Raw genomic sequence first — 24,034 nt, 5'->3', positions numbered from 1 at the left:
AATCGATCGGCCTTTAACCTTCAAATCTCAATATGAATAGTCCCGGCATGTCCACTGAGCCCTCTTCCGTGAATCCCGAGACCCTCGAAAGCACCAAGAAGCAGATTCGAGGTCTGATTCAGGAGATTGCGCAGCTTTCCAAACGAGACGTTCCCCCCGAGCAGTACTTCAAAGATGTATTGCCGAAGGTGGTGTCGGCCTTGGCTGCCGTTGGTGGTGCTGCTTGGATTTACGACGATCAGCGTCGTCCACAACTGATCTACCAAATTAATCTCAGCCGGGGACTCGTCGATCCGAATGGTGAAGAAGGTGTTCGGCACCTTCGTCTGATCGATTCGATGTTCAAAGGTGCCGAAGCCCAGTTGCTGGCACCTCAGTCGGGCGGCGCCGAAGAAGGCTCGGCCGGTAACCCGACCAATCAACTGCTGGTGATTGCTCCGATCCAGGTCGAAAACAAAGTCGAAGGGGTGATCGAAATCTTTCAACGCCCTAACTCGGCACCCAATAGCCAGCGGGGCTATCTCCGTTTTCTCGAACAGATGTGCGGGCTGGCGACCGACTGGTTCAAGACCCGCAAGCTGGCCGACTTCAACGATCGTCAATCGTTGTGGTCGAAGATCGAACAATTCAGCCGAGCCGTTCACGAAAACCTCGATCTTCGTCAGACGGCTTACACCATCGCCAACGAAGGGCGTCGCCTGATTGGTTGCGACCGTGTTTCGGTGGTGCTGCGTCGCGGAAGCTGGAAGGTCGAAGCGGTCAGCGGTCAGGACGTGTTCGATGCTCGATCCAGCCAGGTACAGTTGCTTGGCAAGCTTGCTTCGCGTGTGATCGAAACGGGCGAACCGTTCTGGTTTAACGGCCAGACTGAAGATCTTTCACCGCAGCTCGAAACGGCCGTTCATAACTACGTCGACGAATCACATACCAAAACGATCGCCGTCATTCCGCTGCGACGTCCGGAGCATGCCACCGACAACCTGAAGCGTGAAGACGAAGAACTCGAACGCCAGTTCCAGGGCGAGATCCTGGGTGCCCTGGTGGTCGAGCAGATCGAAGACAGCTCGCAGCAGGAAGAATTCTCGAAAGGGGTCGAGCTGATCTCGGAGCACAGCAGCCGAGCACTCGCCAACGCGATTGATTACAACTCGATTCCCCTTACGCCGGTCTGGCGTCTGCTGGGTCGCTCGAAGGTCTTAGTGACCGCACGCAATCTGCCCAAGACCGTGTTGGTGATTGCTGCGATTGCCGCGGTGATTGCGGCTCTGTTTTTGATTCCGGCACCATTCAAAGTATCGGGTGCGGCAACGCTGACACCTGTCGTGCAACGCGACGTCTTCGTCAATGTCGAAGGTGAAGTGATTGAAGTACCGGTCGACCACGGCGACCATGTTGCTCAAGGACAACTCGTCGCGCGACTTCGTAACACCGAACTGGAACGTCAGTACAAGCAGTTGATCGGCGATCGTGAAAAGACCGCTTCGACGCTCCAGGCTCTGGAGTTCCGCAAGCGTCGTCCCGAAACGATGCGCAATGCAGCCGACGCCACGCAGTTGACCATCGATCTGGGGCAGGCTCGCCAGAAGTACGACAACCTGAACGATCAGGTCTTGCTGCTGGAAGAGAAGATGAAGCGTCTGGAAGTGCTCAGCCCGATCGAAGGTGAAGTGGTGACCTGGGACGTTCGCGATAACTTGATGCAGCGACCGGTTCAGCCTGGTCAGGTGATGATGACCGTCATCGACCCGACGCAGGAATGGATTCTCGAAATTCGCATGCCCGAGAAACGGATCCAGCACATTCAGTATGCCTTGGAGCATCAGCCGGATTCCGAACAGTTGGAAGTGACGTACATCATGGCCAGCGATCCTGGTCGTCAGTTGACCGGTCACGTCACCGAGATTCAGCGATTGGCCCAGCCCGACCAAGCCGAAGGGCAGATCGTGAAGCTGAAGGTGGCGATCGACAAGCAAGACATTCATCACCTGCGAGCCGGGGCGACAGCCACGGCCAAGGTTCACTGTGGCACGGCTCCGCTGGGCTACACATGGTTCCATGAACTGTTCGAGTTTGTTGAATCTCGCGTCCTGTTCTAAATAACGCATCGCCCCCGATGCGACCTACCGATATTTTTCGACCCGCACACGAGCGCGGGCTTTGTACTGCACGAGGTAAGAAGCCATGTTCAAGTTCGCAACCCTTTCGATCGCCAGCCTGCTGCTGATCACCGGACAAGTATCCGCTCAGACGCCGGCCAATAGGCCCATGTCGGAAGTGGTCGTCGAGCATTGTCTCGTTTCGTTGATCGACGAAGTCAACGTTCCGGCTCAAGAGACCGGCGTGCTGATCGACATCCCGGTGGAACGTGGGGACTATGTCACCAAGGGTTTTGAAATCGCCCAGATCGACGATGCCATTCCGGTCAAACAGCGCGAGATCGCCAAGCTGAAATGGGACAAGGCCACCGAACAAGCAACGAACGAAGTTGACATCAAGTACGCTGCGAAAGCGGCTGAAGTTTCGAGGGCTGAATTTGAACAATTGGAAGCCGCCAATAAGGGTGTGAAAGGCGCGATCGCCGAGATCACCATTCGAAAGGCGAAGCTGCAGTGGGAGAAAGCGATCCTGCAAGCGGAACAGGCCGACATGAACTACAAAGTCGCCGGCATGACCGCTGGCGAAGCTCAGGCCGAAATGGAAGCTGCCCAAATGGTCATCGACAAGTGCAAAGTGACGTCGCCCATCGATGGCGTTGTTGTGCAGAAGTATCGCCATGCTGGCGAATGGGTTCGCCCTGGCGATCCGCTGATGCGAGTGGTTGGCCTGAAGCGATTGAAGGTCGATGGTTCGCTCGATTCCGACAAGTTCGTCCCTGGCATGGTGATCGGCAAGCCCGTGACGGTTGAAGCTTCGACCCCTGGCGGGATGGTCACGTTCGAGGGAACGGTGGTCTTCGCCAGCCCAGAAATCGACGCGACCGGTCACTTCGACTTCACCGCCGAAGTTCAGAACCGTCCTTCGTCGACCTCGTGGATGTTGTTCCCAGGGGATGTGGCCACGGTGACGGTGCACCTCGATCGTCCGTCGACCATCAGCGCCTTGTTCGACGCCGAACGCAAGTAAACCACCTGGTACCGGTCGTCGATCTTCACCCCTCTCCTATCCCCGAGATTTGAACGTTGGTCAGTCTTCAAGACAGCCTGGTTGCCAGTAGTAGTCGAGCGCTCCCGCTTCGGGTGCGGCCTGACTTGACGGCCCGGCAGCATACCTATCAGGGACGCGGCTATTGGGTGGTGAAAGAGCCGTTGGGATTGAACTACTTCCGCTTTCAGGAAGAAGAGTACGCGATCCTCAACATGCTCGACGGCAAGACGTCGCTGCAAGACATCAAAGAGCGATTCGAGAAAGAGTTCGCTCCGCAGAAGATCAGCTTTACCGACCTGCAGCATTTCATTGGTACCCTGCACCGTAGCGGCCTGGTGATTACCGGGGCGATGGAACAAGGTCGCCAACTGAAGGCACGTCGGGACGAACGCAAATGGAAAGAAACCGTTCAGTTGATGTCGAACATCCTGGCGGTTCGTTTCAAGGGGATCGATCCCGATAAACTACTGACCGCGATGAACCCGGTCACCCGCTGGTTGTTTACCACGCCGGCGATGATTCTGGTGGCACTGCTCTGTTTGTCCGCGGTGACGCTCGTTTCGGTTCAGCACGATGTCTTCCGGCAACGACTTCCCTCATTCCAAGAGTTCTTCGGCCCTTCCAACTGGTTGTTGCTGGGCTCGGTGCTGGCGGTCACCAAGGTCTGTCACGAATTCGGCCACGGCTTGTCATGCAAAAGGTATGGCGGCGAGTGTCACGAAATGGGCGTGATGTTTCTGGTCATGACGCCTTGCTTGTACTGCAACGTGTCGGACTCGTGGATGCTGCCCAACAAATGGCATCGCGCGATGATCGGTGCGGCAGGGATGTATGTCGAAGTGATCCTGGCCTCGATTGCCACGTTCATCTGGTGGTTCAGCGAGCCTGGCTTGTTGAATCACCTGGCACTGCAGGTGATGTTCGTCAGCTCGGTCAGCACGGTGATCTTCAACGGTAACCCCCTGCTCCGCTACGACGGTTACTACATCTTGTCGGACATCATGGAAGTGCCGAACCTTCGTCAGAAGGCCAGCAGCGTGCTGCATCGCTACATGTCGAAGTATTTCCTGGGGATGGAACTGCCGGAAGATCCTTTCCTGCCGGAACGCAATCAGTTTTTCTTCGGTTTGTACACGGTCGCGTCGAACATCTATCGTTTGATCGTGACCGCGTCGATCATGTTGTTCTTAAATCAAGTCTTCGAGCCGTACGGCTTGAAGGTGATCGGTCAGATGATCGCTTTGGCTGGTGTGTATGGCCTGGTGGTGATGCCGATCTATCAGCTTTGCAAGTTTTTGTATGTCCCTGGGAGAATGTCACAGGTGAAGCGGAAGAATGTTTTGATCACCGCCTCGGCCGTGGCGGCGTTGATCGCGGGAATCATTTACATTCCCGTCCCTCAATGGGTGAAGTGCCCGGTGGAAGTGCAACCTCGCAACGCCGAAAGTGTTTTCGTTGTTGTGCCTGGCGAACTGGAAGAGATGCTGGTCCAGCCAGGTCAGTATGTCACCAAAGAAACCAAGCTGGCTCGCGTAACCAACATCGATCTGTTGTTGGAACTGACCGAACTCGAGCATGAAGGGGAACGCCTTGCCTATATGTCCGAGGCGCTCAACGGCCAGCGACTACGAGCAACGGAAAGTTCGGAAGTCGAACAGGCCTACGTCGAAGTCATTCAGCAGTTGAAGTCGGTTCAGCAGCAATTGGAAAAGAAACGCCAACAGGTTGCCTTGATCGACGTGCCTGCCCCAATCGAGGGCACTGTGTTTCCGGTTCCCGACAAGTCGGCACATGGTGGAAACGACGGCCGCCTGGGCGAATGGTCGGGCTCGATCTTTGAAACCAAGAATCAAGGCGCTCACCTTTCGAGCAGCGACGTGATCTGCCAGATCGGCAACGCGGACGAGATGGAAGTAGTGCTGTACATCGATCAGGATCACATCGAACTGGTCAACCTCGATCAAGAGGTCGAGATCAAGCTGGATGCCTTCCCAGGGCGAACCTTTCAGGGACGCATCGCCGTGATGGGTAGCAAAGAAGTGGAATTCATTCCACCAGCTCTCAGCACGCAGCAAGGGGGGGACCTGCCTGCGATCTCGGATCAAGAGACCGGTCGGCTTCGTCCGCAGAACGCCACCTTCCCTGCCCAGGTTCCATTGGCCGAAGGAGAGCAAGGCTTGAAGCTGGGGATGCGAGGTCGGGCGAAGGTGTGGGTTCAGTGGGAACCGCTGGGGATTCGTGCCTGGCGATACATCTCGCGAACGTTCCACTTCTACCTGTAGTCGCCATCTTGCGCATTGTTGCGAAGATTCGTCCGGTTGTTTCGATTCTGTCGATTAGGGCCGGTTGATGCCCACAGATGATGTGCCAAACTATCATTTGCACAGCTTCATGGACGGGGGCCCTGACTAAACTAGCCCAATACCGTCAAGGTAACTTTTCAATCTCTAGGAGACATTGTTCATGTCGGATGCCCCTGAACCTACTCAACCAACTGCTCCGAAGCAGGTCGAACTCGATGAATCGGATGCCATTGCGTGTTACGCCAACTTCTGTCGCGTGACCGGTACCCCAGAAGAGTTGATCATTGACTTCGGTCTGAATACTCAGCCGATGGCCCAGTCGCAAGAGAAGATCAAAGTCTCGCAGCGAATCATTCTGAACTACTATACCGCCAAGCGTATGCTGGGTGCCCTGCACATGGCCGTTCAACGTCATGAAGCAGCCTTCGGCAACCTGGAAACGGACATCCAAAAGCGTGTCATCCCTTCGGCCCAGCGTCCTGCCGGAAGCTAGTTGAAACGCGGTCACACGAACTGCTAACGCGGGATCTGGAAACAGGTTCCGCGTTTTTTTTGCGCAAGCTGGAACGGAATCGGAAGCTGGTGCGTCAAAATCCTTCGCGGGAAGGTCTGTCCCTGGGGAATGTGCACCAAATTGATTGGTATCTTCCTGGGGCGTAACTACCATGGAAGTTCCTGGTTGAACTGCCATATATCACTACTACTGGCCGGGTTAAGGCTCGCCAGGCCGACATATTCCCTGCTTCGCATCGACAGCGATTCTGATTTATGACCGACGCTTTGCTCCCTGTCGCTACTGCCACGATGATTGTCTTGGGGCTACTGCTTTTCGCCGTAGCTCTCTCTCGCTTCGTGGCCAAAAGACTCGCCCTGCGCCCTGCCCTGGCCCGCCGTAAACGGGCCGATCGAAAGTACTACGGCCAGCAGTTAGAAGCCCGTCAGATGCTCGATGCGGCAGCGGCGAGCGAGGCCGCAACGCTGGAAGGCGAATCGATCACGGTCGGCAACGTGACTTATGAAAATGTCGACATGATCGCCTTGGCCAAGGCAATCGCCGAAACCGGCACGCTGTTCTTTGGTGCCAGTTGGTGTCCCAAATGTGCCAACCAGAAAGAGATGTTTGGCGACGGCGCCGCCTACCTGCCTTACGTTGAAGCCTCGACACCTGCGCATGGACAATCGACCGCTGGGATCATTTACAATATCACCGCCTATCCGACCTGGATCTTCCCGGACGGAACCCGGCTGATCGACACGCAAGATCTCGATGTCATCATCGAGCGATCCGGTGTGACGATTCCACAAGCCGAGCCTCTTTACTTCGCCGAAATTCCAGACCAGTTGAATCTGAAGGCTGGCCAGTCGTACCACATCGCGCTCGATGGCTACTCGCCGCAAGGTTACGACCTGACCTACACCGTCTCGACCTCGTCAGGCGACATTCAGGCTCAAGTGCTGACTGGTAATCGCAGTATGCGAATTACGACCAATCGCTTTGGTCCGATGGAGTTCTACCTGTTTGAAGATGAGGCCAACCTGGCGACTTCGCGGGTGATTCAGTTGGCCGAGTCAGGCTTCTACGATGGAACGATCTTCCACCGAATTATCGACGGCTTCGTCATCCAGGGTGGTGATGCGGGCAGCAACCCCGATGGCTCTGGCGGCTCCGACTTGCCAGAGTTCGACGACGTGTTCGATCCTGACTTGCGGCACAACACCACCGGGATGCTCTCGTTCGCCAAGCCAAACTACGACGATTCGAACAACTCGCAATTCTTCATCACCGAAGGTGACCAGAGCCACCTCGACTTCAATCACTCGGTGTTCGGTTTTCTAACCGAAGGGGAAGCAGCTCGCCAGGCGATCAGCGGGACTCCTTCGACATCGGCAAACGGTTATCGTCCCACCTATGATGTGGCACTCGAAAAGGTCGAGATCTTTACCGATACCGAAAACGGCGTCCTGCGTCTGAAGATTCCGGAAGCGCTGGCTTCTGGTACCGTGACCGTGACCGTTTCGGATGGACATGGCTACACGCTGACGCGAACCTTCCAGGTGAGTGCGGTCACCGATACGCAGAACTACAACGCCTTCCTCGATGTGATTCCAGACGTCACGTTGAACCCAGGCGGAAGCTACACTTACCAGATGACCGCCAACAGTGTCGATGGCGACCCGGTCACCTTCTACACGGCTAGTACGCCCCCAACCGGTTTGACGTTCTCGGTCAATCCAACGACCGGCGTGCTGCAGATCAACACCAGCGTTTCGCTCGCTCCGGGGACCTACTCGATCTACGTCGCTGTTTCCGATGAAGTCGAATCGCCGACGACCAGCATCCTCGATTACCAACAGATCATGGTCTATGTCGGTAACAACCCGGTGCTGAACAACGACACCATCAACGCGACTGAAGATCAGCCGATCACGTTCAATCCGCTGTCGAACGACACTGGTGGCACTGGAACGCTCGTCCCTTCCAGCGTGCAGGTTTTGTCGCAGCCAGCTAATGGCGAACTGACCATCGATCGCGAGACCGGCGACTTCACCTTTACGCCAGCCAAAGATTTCAACGGCACGGTCACGTTCCAGTATCGAGTCATGAACACGCTGGGCCTTTATGGTTCGCCGGCGACGGTCAGCTTGATCGTGGCACCGGTGAACGACGAAGGGAAGGCGTATGCCGACTTCTTCTATGCCGATCCGCTGGGGGCAACACTGCTGCCCGTTTTGAAGAATGACGATCGTGGCGCGGTCAACGAGCAAAACGATGCGTTGATCATCTCGCTCCCTTCGTTGAGCACGAATGCTGGCGGAACAGTTTCCGTTTCGGGCGATCAGGTGCAGTACATTCCGGCAAATGGTTTCACCGGCACCGACACCTTCACTTACACCATCCACGACGGCGAGTTCACTTCGACGGCTACAGTGACGGTCGACGTGCGAGAAGTCTCGAACTTCTCGATCTCCGCAGTTACTTCGCCTACCGAAACCGAGGTTGATGGCTTCGTCGATAGCCTGCCGCAAAGCGATGCAGTGATTGGCGAATGGGATTCGTTCTGGCTGGAAGTCTGGGTGACTCCGGATGGTACCGGTGGCAATGGCATTACCGCCGCATCGGCCCAGTTGAACTTCGATCCAACGGTCTACCGCGCGAGCACGTTGATCATCGGCGAAGGCTTCCAGAATAGTGGCGCGACGACGCTGAGCAACAACCTCGGGTACGTTCGCCTCGACGCAACGTCGTCGATCGACGACTTTGGTGTCGGTGGACGTGTGCTGCTTGGTCGAATTAAGTTTGTACCGGTTGCCAACGGGATCGACGTTGCCTCGGTAGGTGAATCGCTCGGCGTTGGCTTCGACCACTTCCTCACGTCGATGACGAATGTCTCGCTGACGGTGGATGGGGTGGGAAGCGTCGCAACTCCTTCGTTCGATACCGATGTCGCGACCAAGCTGGTCCCAATGATCTATGATCTGGACGACGATGGTAAAGTTGGTCTGACCGACTTCAGTACCTATTGGCAAAGCTACGGCAACGAGAACGCTTCCGCTTTCGTCGACTTCGACCTCTCGGCCACGGCCAGTTCGGACGACTACACGCTGTTTCTACAGGCAATGGGTTCGCGTTTCGATAGCCTGAACAACACCTTCCAGATGGTGTCGGCGGTTTTCGATGCCGTAAGTTCGAACTTGATCCTGGCTCCGATTCAGGCCGCCGTCCCCGTCACCCAGTCGCTGACGCAGTCGGTCGTCGAACAAGTCACCGGCAACCTGCCGAACAGCGTGGTTTCGCCTTCGCTGACCAGCGACGCCCAGGTCGTGACAATTCAGATTGTCGACCTGGATGGCAGTCAACTGGCCAAGACGGTCGGCAACACGATCTATCTCGATCACAATGCTGCCGGCTGGGGCTGGTTCGTCGATCCAACGCCACAAGATTCGTCCGAGTTCCAATACGACTCGGAAAGCAATCGCCTGATCGCTTCCGCCGCAGCGAGTAAGATCGACCTGGTTTCGGTGCTGATGCACGAACTTGGCCACATCGCTGGGCTTGCTCATAGCGATGAAGGACTGATGAGCAGCGTGATCTTGCCAGGCGAGCGTCTACTCGATTTGCAAAGCGATCCGCTGGACGAGACCTTCTATATCGCAGCGGTCGATCAATTCTTCTCCGAGGACGACTAGTTCGCGTCCTCGGATTCTTACGATCGTTTTCTAAAAGACGGTGATCAGGTCGAAGCCAATCGTGAACTGATTGTCCGACGTGCCGTTGTTATAGACACCGCTGATCCCCGGGGCTTGGACGTCGCTCCAGTCCCAGCGAACTTCTGGTCGCAGGATGAACCAAGAAGTGGGATGGTAGTTGGCACCAAGCGTCAGCTCAAAGTAATTGCCACCGGTCGTGATGTTGTCGTTCGGCAATGCGAACACACGAGCGTTGTCGGGATCGTTGAACCACTCGAAGCGAACTCCCAGGTCCGTGCACGGATCGACCGTGTAATACAGGTAATTGCTGATCCCGTACCAGGTGGCCTGAGCCAAGGTATTCGAGGTGGTGAGCCGGGCATTCTGTTCGACGCCCAGGTTGTGTTCCATGACGTAGGTCCAGCACTGGTTGATTCGCTGCTGAAACACCAGGCTGTAGGTCGTGCGATTGTTCTCGCCAGTTGGGTCTTCGCTACCGGTCTGCAGCGTGAAGTTCAACTTGGTTGCTTCGTGAGGGCTAACCCAGCGGAAACCACCGAGAAATCCGACTTGACCGTTCGGCTGATCGAACGTGTTCCAGCCGCGGGTCACCCCACCGTACCAGGTAATGCAAGACGAAGTCGGATAGGAAGCCAGCACGCCGGTATGCGTGAACGGCTCGCCGTACTGCATCATGTACGAGTGCGAATAGAAGAAGTTTTCCGGAGCCATCACCGACTCGTAGCCCATGATGGTATAGAAGTGCCCTGCCTTGACGTTCAGGCCGTTGCCCCAAGGAACGTTGGCTTCCAGATAGAACTGCGGAAGAGCGAGCCCGTACAAGCCAGCCGTGCCAGCATTACGAGGCCCGTTGCCACTGTTCCACTTCTGTCCGTTGTTGTCGTAGGTTTCCAGACCGGTCGCTTGGATGAAGTAGTAGTCGGTACCGTACAGAACATCGACTCGACCGCCGAGGTCCCACTCGCAACTATCTTGATTCACGCTGCGGCCGAACGAGAGGTACAGCTGGTTCAGCATGTACTCGTTGGCCTGGTCGTTGAAGATCAGCGGACCATTCGTTCCGGCAGGCCCAAGCAGGCCGCCATCGGAATCGGGATTGCCGGTGAAACCTTGTTCCAGCCAGCCATTGAAGAACCACTGATCACACCAGTTCCAGCAAGGTGCGCTGCAGACCGATTCGCAGCCGAGACAGTCGGAACTGCCACAGCCACACGCCGGCATCGCTGCCTGCATCGAGGCATAATCTTGCTCGAGCGTTACGGCTGAGGTGGGCATCAGTGCCGAGGTAGGTTCAGCGACTGAACCAGCACGCCGCACCGGCATTCCCTGAGGGGACTGCGCAATAGCCGATGCGACTGGCAAACTTGCCAGAATGAACGACCATGCCACGACATGGAGATATAGTTTGTGCTTCATGGTACTTCTGCCGGTTGCGGTTCCGCGCAAACCTTGGGGGGGCGATCCTACAAATCGTATGATTCGTATCGGTCGCCCGGCCCCGACCGGTTGATACCAATTAAATGGATTTGCGCGATTGTCGCGACAGCACGTTTGATAGCACGAAGCTGATAGCGTAGCTGGTCGGGCTCGATTATCCCTCGACAGATCGTTGCTTAGAAGAACAGGATCACGTCGACAGCAAAGGTGTACTGGTCGTCTTTGTCGAAGTCGTTGAACACGCCGTTCTGGCCGGTCGGGTTCAAATCGGACCAATCGTACCGGGCTTCTGGTCGGACCAATACGTGGTCGCATGGCTTCCAGTTCGCACCGAGGGTGGCGTTGTAGTAATTGCCACCGGTGAAGGCCGTTTCGATTGGCACTTGCAGGATTCGCCAGTTGTCTTCGTCGCGGAACCATTCGAGTCGTCCCCCGAACGAAAGCGTGTCGGACCACTGGTAGTACAGATAGTTCACAAAGCTGTAGTAGAAGGCGTCCTCTTCGGTGAAGGTCGACGTCAGGAACGCGTCGTTCTGCACGCCGAAGTCATGTTCGAGGGCGAAGTTCCAGCGGCTGCTCAGTTTGCGGGTGTACAGAATCGTGTGGCTGTAACGGTTCTGCTTTCCGGTTGGATCTTCGCTGCCGGTGTGCATGGCGAACGAAAGTCCCGAGACACCATTGTTCCAGTTGGCACCAAACAGGAAACCATATGCTCCGTTGATGTTCTCGAAGTTGTCCCAGCCATTGGTCATGCCTGCTTGCAGGGTCAGGCAGGTCGTAGGGCTATACTCGCTCAGGAAACCGGTGTGGGTCTTAGGGTTACCGTAAACGTACGTGTACGAGTGCGAGTAAAAGAAGTTCTCTGGGGCCGGAGTCGTCTCGTAGCCCAGGATCGAGTAGAAGTGACCAAACTTGGCCTTCAAGCCTGAGCCGACCGGAATGAACGTTTCGGCATACAGCTGAGGCATCGCCAAACCGTTCAAGGCCCTGGTACCTGCCTGGCGTGGACCAGAACCGTTCCACTTGCGGTCGCCATTGCGTTCGCGTTCCAGGCCATTCGATTCGACAAAGAAGTAGTCGGAACCGAACAGCAGGTCGGTCCGGAAACCGAAGTCCCAGCCACAGCAGTCTTCGTCAATGTTCTTACCAAACGCCAGGTAAAGCTGGTTCAATTGGTAGTCATCGGCCCGATCGTTGAAGCCCATCGGGCTGTTGAAGTTGTTAGCCGGGTGGTCGGCGTTGGCAGTGTAACCCTGGTCGAGCCAGCCATCCAGGAACCAGTCGCCCCCGCAGCATCGGTTCCAGAAGGTGTTCTCGCAGCCGGTATCGCAGGTTGCATAGTCGACCATTTGCATATCAATGGCCTGCGCAGCAGCCATCTCGTTGGCCGAAGCTTCCTCGAAGTGGGTGGGATGGATCTCCCAACCGGCTTGGGTCATTTCAGTGCCGACTAGTTCCTGGGCAGGAAGCGAAGTCGTAGTAAGTCCTGCCAAGAGACCGATGGCCAGCGAGGCAGTCGTCAGTCGACGGAGCATATGTCCCATTCCTTGTACTTATGGTGGCACGTGCGGGCGGCCAAAGTGAAGTACAACAGTTAGTGTCGTCCAATGGCGGCGGTCGTCGGCGATAGTCGCATTTTCCGTATGGAAACGAACGAACGCATTGTCAGTATTGGATTCGGTAGGCTGACCACCAAAAGTTTGACGGAAGTGCCGGATATCACTTGGTTTACAAAAATCGCGGACGCAAACTCGACGCAAACTATCTATCTTGAACCGCTGCTGGAAGCGATGCTGGCAGGCGACTTTTACGGTTGCGTAGGCCGGGAAATTGGCACCATCCGGATATTCGATCCGATGAAAACCCCAGAACTAGAGGGTTCGTCCTCCCCTGATGCTTGTTTAGCGCAAACGCCCGGGGTTATATTTGCTAAAATCAGCAGAGTCGCCAAATAGCCTGTCTTGCGAGATCGTTGACTTAATGCATCACGTTGAGAGCGTGTATTTAGTAAGTGGTTTATCCGCAAAGAGTTGCGTTTTGTGCCGGCTTTTTGTCGAGGGAGCGAGTCAGGAGGAATTTGACGTTTAGCTCAGAATTGCTACGTCAAAAGGGCAAATTGGCGAGAATGGGCAATTAGGTGTCTAAGAATTCGTTGAATTTGATACAACCCCTGATTTTAATGGAACTACCTGATCCGAGCTTTCCTCTCTAACCCAGGTGGACTGTCTGTTCAGAAAACGGAGTCTCAGGGCTAGGCTCTCCTCCTCTTCCCTAGCCTTCGTAAATCCACAATCTCCACTCGACTGCAAACCGACCATTCCCCGGGAACTTTGATTGGCCGTTGGTGCAAAGCATGAAGAATACTACTCCTGTCCGTGACAATACCCTGGTCTCCAAGAAGCTTCGCAAGTCGCTCCGTCGCTCGCGTGCGATGAATCTTGAGACGCTAGAGATTCGCGATCTGCTGGCCGCGAACACGCTCGACATCGTCGATAATCTGGACATCGACACCGTCGGCGGAACTCGCGACCTGCAACTGGAAGTCGATCCGACCTCTGGTTCAGGTATCGTGGCCCTGCGAATCCACGGCACCAGCGGTTCGCTGAACCCTGATGTGCCGCTCGTCTTTATCCAGGACGCCGATCGCAATAATCCAGCCAATCACATCCCCCTGATCTCGGCGATGGCAGACGTCAACGGAACGACCGACAGCTATGTGCTGTTCGAGGTTGCTCCGGGGGACAAGTTCACCATCCAGGTTGGCGGTTCGTCCGGCACCGGTGGTTTCACCGCCGAAGTGATGCTGTTCGGTTCGACCGACTCGATCGCGACCGTCACCGAATACGAATACATGCAAGCAGTTGCCGCCGAACTGCAAGGACGTGGCGTTGGTAACCACAACACGGCCGCCTATTTCATGGCCACCTACGGCATCAACTTCAACGAGTCGCAGTACAACGTCGCGTTCGACTCGAACATGAATGGCAAGGTCGACGGCTTTGAAGTCGGCTACGTCCAGAAGAACATGCAGGGTGGCGGAACTATCATCGTTGACCTGATCGGCGACAACGAAGCTCCGGAAGTCGAAGCCGCGGTTGTGGTCGACACCGGCACCTCGGCCACCGATAACATCACCAGCGACACGACCGGCATCTCGGGTACCGTAACGGACTTCAGCCGCATCGTATCGGCGGTAGTATCGATCCAGGGTGGTTCGGGCAGCATCGATCTGGCCAACACCGTATCGCCGCCAACCATCAGTGCTCTGACCCAAACCGATAGCGAAATCACGTTCACCCTCAGCACGGCTGACCTTGATGCCCTGCTCGCCTCGGGCTCGGTTGTTGACGGTGGCACCTTCACGCTGCTGATCACCACCGAAGATGAACTGGGCAACGTCAGCGTCACCCCGTTCTCGCTCGATTTCAACTTCGATACCACGGCACCAGCCCAGCCTGTCGCCCCAGATCTTGTCGCCAGTAGCGACTCGGGTGCGAGCGACACCGACAACATCACCAACGATTCGACTCCAACTATCACGGTTACCACCGAACCTGGTGCGTCGGTCGGTTTCTACTTCGACAACATCCTGCGTGCCACCGTTGTCGCCGACGCTGCCGGCGTCGCCACTTTGACCCCAACGGTCGGTATCGTTCAAGGCACCTACATCGTCACCGTGCGTTCGACCGACGTGGCTGGTAACGAAAGCGTTGTTTCGAACGGCTTGACGATTACCATCGACAACCTCGATCCGACCCCGTTCTCGAATCTGGACCTGACCAACGATTCGGGTATCGACGATAACCTGACCGATCAGGCCATCGCGACCTTCAGCGGTCAGACCGAAGAAAACGTGTTGGTCGAAATCTTGCAGGATGGCAATGTCCTGGCTTCGACCACTGCCGATGGCACCGGTGCCTTCAGCTTCTCGGCCGCCGATAACCTGACGTTGGACCTGGGGGTCAACTCGTTCGTCTTCCGTGCGACCGACACCGCCGGCAACACGACGACCGAAGCGTTTGTTGTCTATCGCAACACGCTGCCAACGATTCCACCGAATCAGAACCTGTACGTCGAAGAAAACTCGACCCAGGGGACTTCCCTGTCGAATGTCTCGGCCACCGATGGTGACGATGGCAACGAAACGCTGACCTTCGAGATTGTCAGCATCGACGGCGTCACCTACGACGGTTCGCTGTTTGTCATCAACCCAACCACCGGCGAAGTGACGGTCGCTGCGAACGCCGACCTCGACTTCGAGGACCCAGCCAACGGCGACCATCAGTTCAACCTCGAAATCCGCGTGACCGACTCGTATGGTAATGGCACCGGCAATGGTAGCCTGTCGGTTACCCAGTTGGTTGTGGTCAACGTGACCGACGTGAACGAAGCTCCCGTTATCAGCAACACGGTCGACGAATACGAAATCCCAGAAAGCAGCGCCCCAGGCACGGTGGTCGTCGACATCGATGCCACCGACGTCGACGCTGCCGATACGGTCCTGGCCTACAGCCTGTCGGGTGCCGATGCGAACCTGTTCGAGATCGACAGCGACGGTGTGATCACCGTGAAGGCCGGTGCGGTCCTCGACTACGAAACCGACAATAGCTTCGACGTTACCGTTACCGTAACCGACCAGGGGGGCCCAGAAGGTGCCGGGTTCGAGCTGACCGATACGTTCGACATCACCATCACCTTGGGCGATGTGAACGAAGCCCCAGTCATCACCAGTGGCAATTCGTTCTCCGTGGACGAAAACACTGAGGACGACGTTGTCTTCGGTACCGTCACCGCAACCGATGAAGACGCCGACGACACCAGCCTGAACTACACCATCATTGGTGGTACCGGCCAGGCCTACTTCGCTATCGATCCAGCGACCGGCGAAATCTCGGTCCTCGACAACTCAATTCTCGACTACGAGAGTGGCGTCACCAGCTACACGCTGGAAATTCAAGTCTACGACCAGGTGGTCAGCCCAGAGACCGGCACCGTTATGACTGCCACGCAAATCGTGACGGTCAACATCAACGATATCAACGATGCTCCGACCACCACGCTGACGGGCACGTTCGAGATTCCTGAAGACGCTCAAGTCGGCGATGTCGTCACGACGGACGGCAGCACCGACGCCGATCTGAATGCCTTCTTCGCAGATGAAGACGCTGGTCAAACCTTGAGCTACCAGATTGTCGGTGGCGATCCGAACAACTACTTCGCAATCGTTTCCGATGGCAATGGTGGTTTCAATATCGTCGTGAATCAGTTGGGTGGCTTCGACGAAGAAACGCCTGCCCTGTCGAGCTATACCCTCATGATCGAGGCGACCGACACCGGCAATCCAGCTCGTACCGTCACCGGCACGGTTACCGTCGACGTCACCAACGTCAACGAACTACCAGCCGCAAATACAGTCGACTTGGGGTCGGTTCGCTACAACTCGGTCGACGAGGCAGGTGAAGTTGGAAGCGTAGTCAAGACGATCGGCCTGGTCGATCCTGATGTCGGTGGGACGCTGTCCTACGAAGACTTCTCGGCCAACTCGTACTTTACGGTTAACGAGTTTGGCCAAGTGGTGTTGACCAATGAAATCCCTTCGGGAGTGTTGGTCAACGACGAACTGGAAGTCACGCTCAATAATGTCGTGGTTACGGACAACGACGGTGCCTTCAAGACGATCACCGTTACCTTCAAGGTGGTGGTCAACTCGCCTCCAGAGTTCGTGGCGAATTCGCCAGCCGAAGGTACGGTCATCACCGTCAATGAAAACCTGCCAGATGGCGGAGCCAATAACCTGGGTGTGGGTGACGTCATTGACGAGGACCTCGACATCCTGGCGACCGACCTGGAAGGGGACAACCCGCTGGTCTACACGGTTGAACCGAATGCCTCTTTCACGAGTCCTGAGTTGGCCGCACTCTTCAATGTTGCCCTGGCCGACGACGCCGATATGGTCAATGGCGAGTACACGCTGGTCCTCGCTAACGCGGACAACCTGCGGTTCAACTACGTCAACAGCTTCGGTGCTTCGAACGGCACCTTCGATGTTGATCTGGTTGTTCGCGATGCCCTGGGTGGCGAAGTTCGCCGAGCGATCACGATCACCGTGGTCAACCTGAACGACACGCCAACCTTCAGCGATCCTGCTTCGCCGGTCTCGGTTGACGAACTGGTTCAGCACGCTGACGACAACGACAACAACATTCAAGCTGGCGAAGTTGTCTACAACTTGAACAACTCGTTCGCCGACGCAGACAACACCACGGCCCAGGTCAACTATCTGACCTACACCCTGGCAAATACCCCAGGCAGTGAAGCCTTCGAGATTGTCGGCAACCAGTTGGTGATCAAAGATCCAACCCTGCTCGATTACGAAGCACTGCAGGTCAACGGCGACGCCGAGATCACGCTGACGATCGAAGCAACCGATCCAGGCGGCAAGTCGGTCAGTGACAACATCACGATCACCATCAACCCAATGAACGAGCTGCCGATCTTCAGCAGCCCGACCGACAACTTCGACGTTCGCTACAAGTTTGTCGATACCGATACGGCCGACAACCTCACGAACCTTGGCAGCATTCTGTCGCTGCTGGACGATGTCGATCCAGAAACGATGGATCTCTCGACGATCGTCTTCAGCCAGCGTACCGATGGGCTGAGTGGTGAAGCTTTCTTCGCCCTCGACTCGGCAGGTAATCTGACGCTGACCAATCCGGTCAACTTCACCGAAGACGAAATGCTGTTCCAGTTGGCCTTTAACTACAGCGATGGCACTCTCGATTCGAACAGCGATCTTGGCTTCACAAACGGAATCGTGCTGAACATCCTGGTTCGCAAGAATCCAGCTCCTGTCTTCCAGACGCCAGACAACTTCGATCTCGACGAAAACACGCCTGATGGCAGCGACGTGATCTTCGATGTCGACGCGACCGACGAAGATGGCGAAACGGTTACTTACGCCTTCAAAGATCCGAACACGACCTTCTCGATCGATTCCGCGAGCGGCGAAATTCGCATCATCGATTCGGCTGCTCTCGACTACGAGACCAACACCGAACTGACCTTCACCGTCGTAGCAACCGATACGGCCGGAAACGACGTCGAACAGTTGATCACGGTGACGATCAATAACGTCAACGAAGCCCCTGTGATCACGACCGGTGCCAACGACTTCAGCGTCGACGAAGATGCCTTGGACAACGTTTCGGTTGGTACCGTGGCTTCGACCGATGAAGACAATAGCGACACGGCCGAATACTCGATCATCGGTGGTACCGGGGTCGGTGTCTTCGTGATCGATTCCGTGACGGGCGAAATCACGGTTCCAGACGCTTCGGTACTGGACTTCGAATCCACCCCGTCCTACACCCTGACTGTTCAAGTCGAAGACGCTGCCGGAGCAACCGACACGTTGGAACTGACGATCGCGGTCAACGATAAGAACGATGCTCCGGAATTAACCGGTGCGACGTTCAATCTGGGCACGGTTGACGAATCGGACACCAACCAGATCGACGCTGGTACGGCCGATGCCTTCTACGAAGTACGCTACGACGGAGCTCAGTTCCGCTCGCAGTTCAATGATCAGGACAACGACAATCTGACGCTGACGGTTGCCAACGCGGCTTACCTTCAGTCGCTCGATTTCATTCAAACCGTTGTCTACGACAACAATACCGACGAACTGATCATCGTCTTCCGTCACTACGATGCGACGCAGGATCGTACACCAGACCTCAACGATCAGGTTGGTTTGCCAGAAGCATTGAAGAGCTCTGGCCAGGCCTTCTTCCTGGAAATCACCGCCACCGAAACCTCCAGCGGCATGCTGTCGGCCAGCGATCCACTTTGGGTTGGTGTCGACATCACGTTGAAGAATACGGTTGACTTCCAGTTCATCCCGGTTGCCAGCCCAACCAACAGTTCCCTGGAAACGGCCGGTATTTCGGTAAACGAACTGCCAACTGCCCTGTCGCAGATCGCCGATGGCCAGACGTTCTTCGTCGAAATCTGGGGTACCAGCTTCGTGCCACGTGAATCGGTCACCGAGACCGACGACTACGTCAACGCCTGGTTGGAAGGTTTCCGCAACGTGTTGCTCGATTTCACGTTCAACACCACCTACCTGACCATCGCCGACGCCAGCAGTGTTGTCCTGCCATTCGGTACCGGTAACAACTCGGATCCACCAACGGTCAACAACACGACCGGCGAAATCAAGTTGTTCAATGCCTACTTCGGTATCGACGACGCTCCGGACGACTTCGAATCGATCGGTTACAACGGCGAATACGTTCGTTTCGGTTACCTGCAGTTCACTGCGAAGCAGGACATCGACTCGGGTGGTTCGCAGATCGGTGATCTGATCTCGATCGACTACAGCGGCAGCACGTCGATTACGATGGAACCAGCCGACACCGGCGACACCGGCGGCAAGCCAGTTAATCAGCCTCTCCTCAGCCTGGAAGATTTGAATCCAGCTCAGTTGACGGTCACGGCTCCTAGTGTCGAAGTGGTCGATGCCTACACCTTCACCGTTTCGAGCGGGCAAGCGAATTTATTGATCGGTGCGACCGGAAGTTCGGTTGCTAACACGCAGATCACGCTTCAGGCCAACAACACGAATGCTATCGACGTCAGCGGTGTGATCTACGTCACCTTTGATGACCCGATGAATCCGACAAGCATGACGATCATTGGCAGCGAGTTGGTCTTCGGTCTCAACGCAGGAGAAATGGAACCAAACATTCCAGGAAGTGGCAATATCCTAGATGAAGGTAACTTCGGGTTCGAAGTACAGAATGCCCAGGACGTCGACTACGTGAATGCTCTTCGCGAAACCACGTTGCGTTTTGGTGCTGGTTCGACGATTTCCTTAACGGGCGATCCTACGGTTTCGGCGGGTGCGACGTTTAGCACCAACGGTATCGATCTCGAATTCGCCAGTGGCTTGCTCGATGTCGCTCGTTACTCAAGCCGGACTGGGATCACGCAAATCGGTTTGGGTGGGTACTCCGTCGAAAGTCGCGCCAATGCCACGGAAACGGGTAAGCTGACTTCCAACGCAGCGGGAACTGCCTTTACGCTGGAAATCGACTTCTTCCGCACGCTTCTAAACGACTACCTGACATTGAACACTGGTGTCTCTGGAAGTCCGACTGCGGAAACTCTTTACAACCTGCTGACCGACATCACGGTTACCGCGACCTACGGTGGTGGTTCGGGTGTTGCTCTGCGAGGTACCGTTTACGAAGAAGACGGTCAGGTCCTGGAAGATGGGTCTGGCGTCTTCGTCACGGTCAACCAGGAACGCACCGCGACCGACGCCAATGGTCAAGTTGCCGAACTGCCGACCAATACCAAGTTTGCCACCGAATGGGATTCGCTATGGGTCGAAGTCTGGGGCAACACGGCTGACGCGGCAGGCATCTTCGGCGGCCTGGTCGACCTCGGCTACAACACCGACCTCTATACCGCGACCGAGATTGAATACGCTTCGTCGATGTCGCTCAATCGTACCGGAACCATCGACGATGCAACCGGCACGATCAGCGGACTGGGTAGCCAGTCGAGCAACATGACGCTGGGTAGCGACAAGTTCGTGCTGCTGGGCCGCGTGAAGCTGGAATCGATCGGTAGCGACGGGATCGACGTTTCGCTGGAAGATGACGAACTGTCGGAATCGCTCGATATTACCGTTTCGAGTGCCAAGCTGATGCTGACTGCCATCGGCGAACGCGATGCGACCGTTACCGTTACGCCAAACCTGGAAGTCTGGGGCGTCGCTTACGATGCCAACAACGACGGCAAAGTGGGCGTGCAGGACTTCAGTATCCTGACCCAGATGATGGGCCGTTCGTCGGTGACCGACAATCGCAAGATTGTCGATCTGATGGACTTCAACAACGACGGTAAGGTCGGTGTTCAAGACTTCAGCTACTTCCAGCAGAACATGGGCCGTAGCCGTGTCAACGGCGACAAGATCATCTACCCAGAAGCATTCACGCAGACCTGGGTCGGATCGAGCGTCGACGTTGCCGGGCCAAACACCCTGCAGGAAGTTTTCGATCAAGCCGTCACGGACTGGCAAGCTGCCTTGGGTTGGGAAGAACCAATCGATGTGAAGCTGGTCGTCAAGAACTTCGGCGACTCCCAACTGGGTGAAGCCCAACTGCTGGAACTGGACGAAGATGGCATGCCAGCTTTCGGCGTGCTGACCATCGACGACGACGGTGCCGGCTTGGGTTGGAGCACCGACCTGGAAGGCGGACCGGCAGAAGGTCAGTACGACCTGTATACCGTGATCCTGCACGAACTGGGTCACTTGTACGGCTTCATGTCGCACTACAGTGCCTTCGCTGAGAACGTCGTGACCGACTTCGATGGCAACCAGATCTTCATCGGGGCGGACTTCGTCGCGATGCTGGATGACTACGCTCAGCACTTGGACGACATCGAACACAACGGCGACGTGATGAACGCTGCTCTGGAACCAGGTCAACGCAAGACGATCTCGGCTCTGGACGTTCAGATCCTGGAAACGGCTTACGCTTCGGCTACGGCCAACTCGACCGTTTACCTTGGCGGTGCTGCCCTGACGGCCGCTTCCGTTTCGAGCGAAACGATTGTCGACGATGCTCCAGCGACCATCATCACCAACCAGCCAATGACCTTCGTCTTCAACGACGTGGTCGATGTCGAAACGGTCAGTGGCCGCACGGGCGTCGAAGCCCCGATCACTCCGGCTGTGTTCGATCAACTGGTACGCAACGGTGTACGAGTAACCACCTCGTCGTCGACGGAAGTACAGCAGCAGATGGACGAGATTGACTCGGCTGTCGCCACGCTGACCATCGACGACTCCTCGCTGCTGCTGGCCGACGCCGTGGAAGACGTCAACTACGCAGCCATCGAAGACGATTCCACCAACGTCGACGACCTGTTCGCCGACTGGGACCTTAACTCGGATCTGGAAGGTTAATCGCTCGACGGAAGTGATAGACCCTCAAGATCTACTGAAGAGCCGCGCCTTCCCGGGGGCGGCTCTTCTTATGCGCCCACCCCGATGGGACGGGTTGTGGGCGAATTGCGGGCTGGCCGTACTTTTCATCGCGGTGCTGGGCTGTTAGGTTGACCGGGGCAATGCATGCCCACCCCCACCGATACTATCATTGCGGAGAAAAGACATCATGCTGGGAATCGACGTCGAAGCTTGCCGTGGTCGGCAGAAACGTTTGTTAGCGACCCTGGAAGGCCAATCGCTCGACGCGATCGTTGTGACGCATAACGAACATGTGCAGTGGTTGGTTGGCCCGCGTTACGAGTTCAAGTTCTCGCCGGCGGCTGTCTTGTTTGCCGATGGCCGCGTGGGCCTGGTCGCCCCAAACGAAGCACCAGAAACCGCCGCTGCGGACGACGTGCGTACCTACGAAGCCCAGTGGCTTTGCACGCTGCGAAACGACCAGCGTGCCGCATCGAGCGACGCCGTGCTGGCGATCTTGAAAGAAGCTGGCGGCCTGAAGCGTCTGGGCGTCGAATACTCGAGCTACCCGGTTCACGTCTCGAGCCAATTCCCTGCGGAACTGGTCGACATCGAGCCGGAGATCTATCGCCAGCGTCGTAAGAAAGATGCGGACGAAATCGCCAAGATTCGCATGGCGATCAGCGGTACCGAGAAGATGTACGAGAAGGCTCGAGAGATCATCTGTCCCGGCATCAACGAACTGGAAGTCTTCAACCAGCTTCAAGCGGCTGCCGTCGCCCAGTATGGCGAGGCACTCACCGGCACCGGCAACGATTACGCCAGTGGCGAAATGGGTGGTCCGGCCCGAGATCGCAAGGTGGAAGATGGCGAACTGTACATCCTCGACCTGGGCCCTGCCTTCCGCGGATACTTCGCCGACAACAGCCGCGCGATCGCGGTCAACGGCAAGCCTACTGACGAACAGCTGGAAGCTTGGACCTACATCATGAAGGTCTTCGCCCACCTGGAGTCGGTTGTGAAGCCAGGCAAGAGCTGCAAGGAACTGTTCCTCGAAGTTCAAGACATTCTGAAGGCTGCTCCGATTGGCGAGTTTCCGCATCACTTGGGACACGGGATCGGTTTGTATCCGCACGAAGCTCCACACTTGAACTCGTGCTGGGACGATAAGTTTGAGGTCGGCGACGTGTTTACCTGCGAACCAGGTCTGTACGATGCCCGCTTGAAGTTCGGCATGCGACTCGAGAACGATTACCTGGTGACAGAAACCGGAATCGAGAATCTCTCGCCGTTCAAGATGGAACTGGCATAGTTCGGTCGTCTTAGAATTAGGCCGTCAGCCAGGATCGGTTCTCGCGGCCTGGCTGGCTGGACCTGGCTAGTTCATATTGGGATCTTGCGGCATACGCTTTAAATTGAGCGACTCGCGCATGATGTTCGATCCCACTTCTCCGGTCACGCTCTTCCACAACGCTTCGTTGTTCGTCTCGAAGACCTGCTCTTGTGTCGCCGGCAAGGTAAGCCAGCCACCGACCTGCATCTCGTCTTCCAGCTGCTGAGCGGCCCAGCCTGAGTAACCGAGGAAGAGACGGAACGCCTTGCGACCTTCGCGGATGAGTGGTTCGATGTTTTCGCGTTGGCTTGAAAAGTAAACGCCCGGCAGGATCTCAAGCTCGCTCAGTTCTTCTTCCTGATGGATGGCCATCAATGGTCCTTCGACCGGACCACCTTGCAGGACAAACTCAGGGGCGTCGATTTGCTCGCCAGAGACGTTCTTCCAGACTTGCTGCACGGTCAGATTGATCGGCCGAGTCAGCACCAGGCCCAATGCCCCCTCTTCGTCATGCTGCACCATCAGCACTACCGTCCGCTGAAAATTCGGATCAGGGAGATAGGGAGACGCAATCAGAAATTGACCGGCCAAAGATGGCATGGTGGCGAACTCCTCGTGATCGAG

General features: G+C 56.2%; 11 protein-coding genes. 8 read left to right on the top strand and 3 right to left on the bottom strand.

The genetic code is table 11. The features are described from left to right. Positions 1-47 precede the first annotated feature (47 nt). The 5 genes from AB1L30_RS14470 to AB1L30_RS14450 all read left to right on the top strand — a co-directional run bounded on the left by AB1L30_RS14470 (position 48) and on the right by AB1L30_RS14450 (position 9,635). Positions 48-2,096: an HlyD family efflux transporter periplasmic adaptor subunit gene (locus AB1L30_RS14470; RefSeq protein WP_367014146.1), complete on the top strand. Its 2,049-nt coding sequence runs from the start codon at positions 48-50 to the stop codon at positions 2,094-2,096. An 85-nt stretch (positions 2,097-2,181) separates the two neighbouring features. After that, positions 2,182-3,123 (top strand): HlyD family efflux transporter periplasmic adaptor subunit, encoded by a 942-nt coding sequence (locus AB1L30_RS14465; RefSeq protein ID WP_367014145.1) that lies wholly within the window; start codon positions 2,182-2,184, stop codon positions 3,121-3,123. 56 nt (positions 3,124-3,179) lie between these two features. Beyond that, entirely contained in the window at positions 3,180-5,426 is a 2,247-nt protein-coding gene (locus AB1L30_RS14460) for a hemolysin D (RefSeq protein ID WP_367014144.1), read from the top strand. Between the two features lie 181 nt (positions 5,427-5,607). Next, a complete protein-coding gene (locus tag AB1L30_RS14455; RefSeq protein WP_345085866.1) occupies positions 5,608-5,940 on the top strand; it encodes a DUF3467 domain-containing protein in 333 nt (110 codons plus the stop codon). Positions 5,941-6,215: 275 nt separating this feature from the next. Next, positions 6,216-9,635: a peptidylprolyl isomerase gene (locus AB1L30_RS14450; protein WP_367014143.1), complete on the top strand. Its 3,420-nt coding sequence runs from the start codon at positions 6,216-6,218 to the stop codon at positions 9,633-9,635. A gap of 30 nt (positions 9,636-9,665) precedes the next feature. On the opposite strand, the gene AB1L30_RS14445 is transcribed toward AB1L30_RS14450, so the two are convergent. Beyond that, positions 9,666-11,072, bottom strand: coding sequence for a porin (locus AB1L30_RS14445; RefSeq protein ID WP_367014142.1), 1,407 nt, complete (start codon positions 11,070-11,072; stop codon positions 9,666-9,668). A 197-nt stretch (positions 11,073-11,269) separates the two neighbouring features. After that, complete coding sequence (locus AB1L30_RS14440) at positions 11,270-12,628, bottom strand: outer membrane beta-barrel protein (protein ID WP_367014141.1); 1,359 nt, start codon at positions 12,626-12,628, stop codon at positions 11,270-11,272. Positions 12,629-12,700: 72 nt separating this feature from the next. Here AB1L30_RS14440 and AB1L30_RS14435 point away from each other — a divergent pair, with 72 nt between their 5' ends. The 3 genes from AB1L30_RS14435 to AB1L30_RS14425 all read left to right on the top strand — a co-directional run bounded on the left by AB1L30_RS14435 (position 12,701) and on the right by AB1L30_RS14425 (position 23,389). Then, entirely contained in the window at positions 12,701-13,048 is a 348-nt protein-coding gene (locus AB1L30_RS14435) for a hypothetical protein (protein ID WP_367014140.1), read from the top strand. Between the two features lie 398 nt (positions 13,049-13,446). Next, complete coding sequence (locus tag AB1L30_RS14430; protein ID WP_367014139.1) at positions 13,447-22,077, top strand: cadherin domain-containing protein; 8,631 nt, start codon at positions 13,447-13,449, stop codon at positions 22,075-22,077. Between the two features lie 208 nt (positions 22,078-22,285). Further along, positions 22,286-23,389, top strand: a complete 1,104-nt coding sequence (locus tag AB1L30_RS14425; RefSeq protein ID WP_367014138.1) for a Xaa-Pro peptidase family protein — start codon at positions 22,286-22,288, stop codon at positions 23,387-23,389. Positions 23,390-23,455: 66 nt separating this feature from the next. Here the strand turns inward: AB1L30_RS14425 and AB1L30_RS14420 are convergent, their stop codons facing one another. Continuing rightward, positions 23,456-24,010, bottom strand: a complete 555-nt coding sequence (locus tag AB1L30_RS14420; RefSeq protein ID WP_345085852.1) for a YqgE/AlgH family protein — start codon at positions 24,008-24,010, stop codon at positions 23,456-23,458. Positions 24,011-24,034 lie beyond the last annotated feature (24 nt).

Origin of the sequence: Bremerella sp. JC817 (genome assembly GCF_040718835.1) — a bacterium.
Classification (GTDB): Bacteria; Planctomycetota; Planctomycetia; order Pirellulales; family Pirellulaceae; genus Bremerella.
The sequence above is the reverse complement of the archived record's forward strand: the minus strand, read 5'-3'. Positions and strand labels throughout refer to the sequence as shown.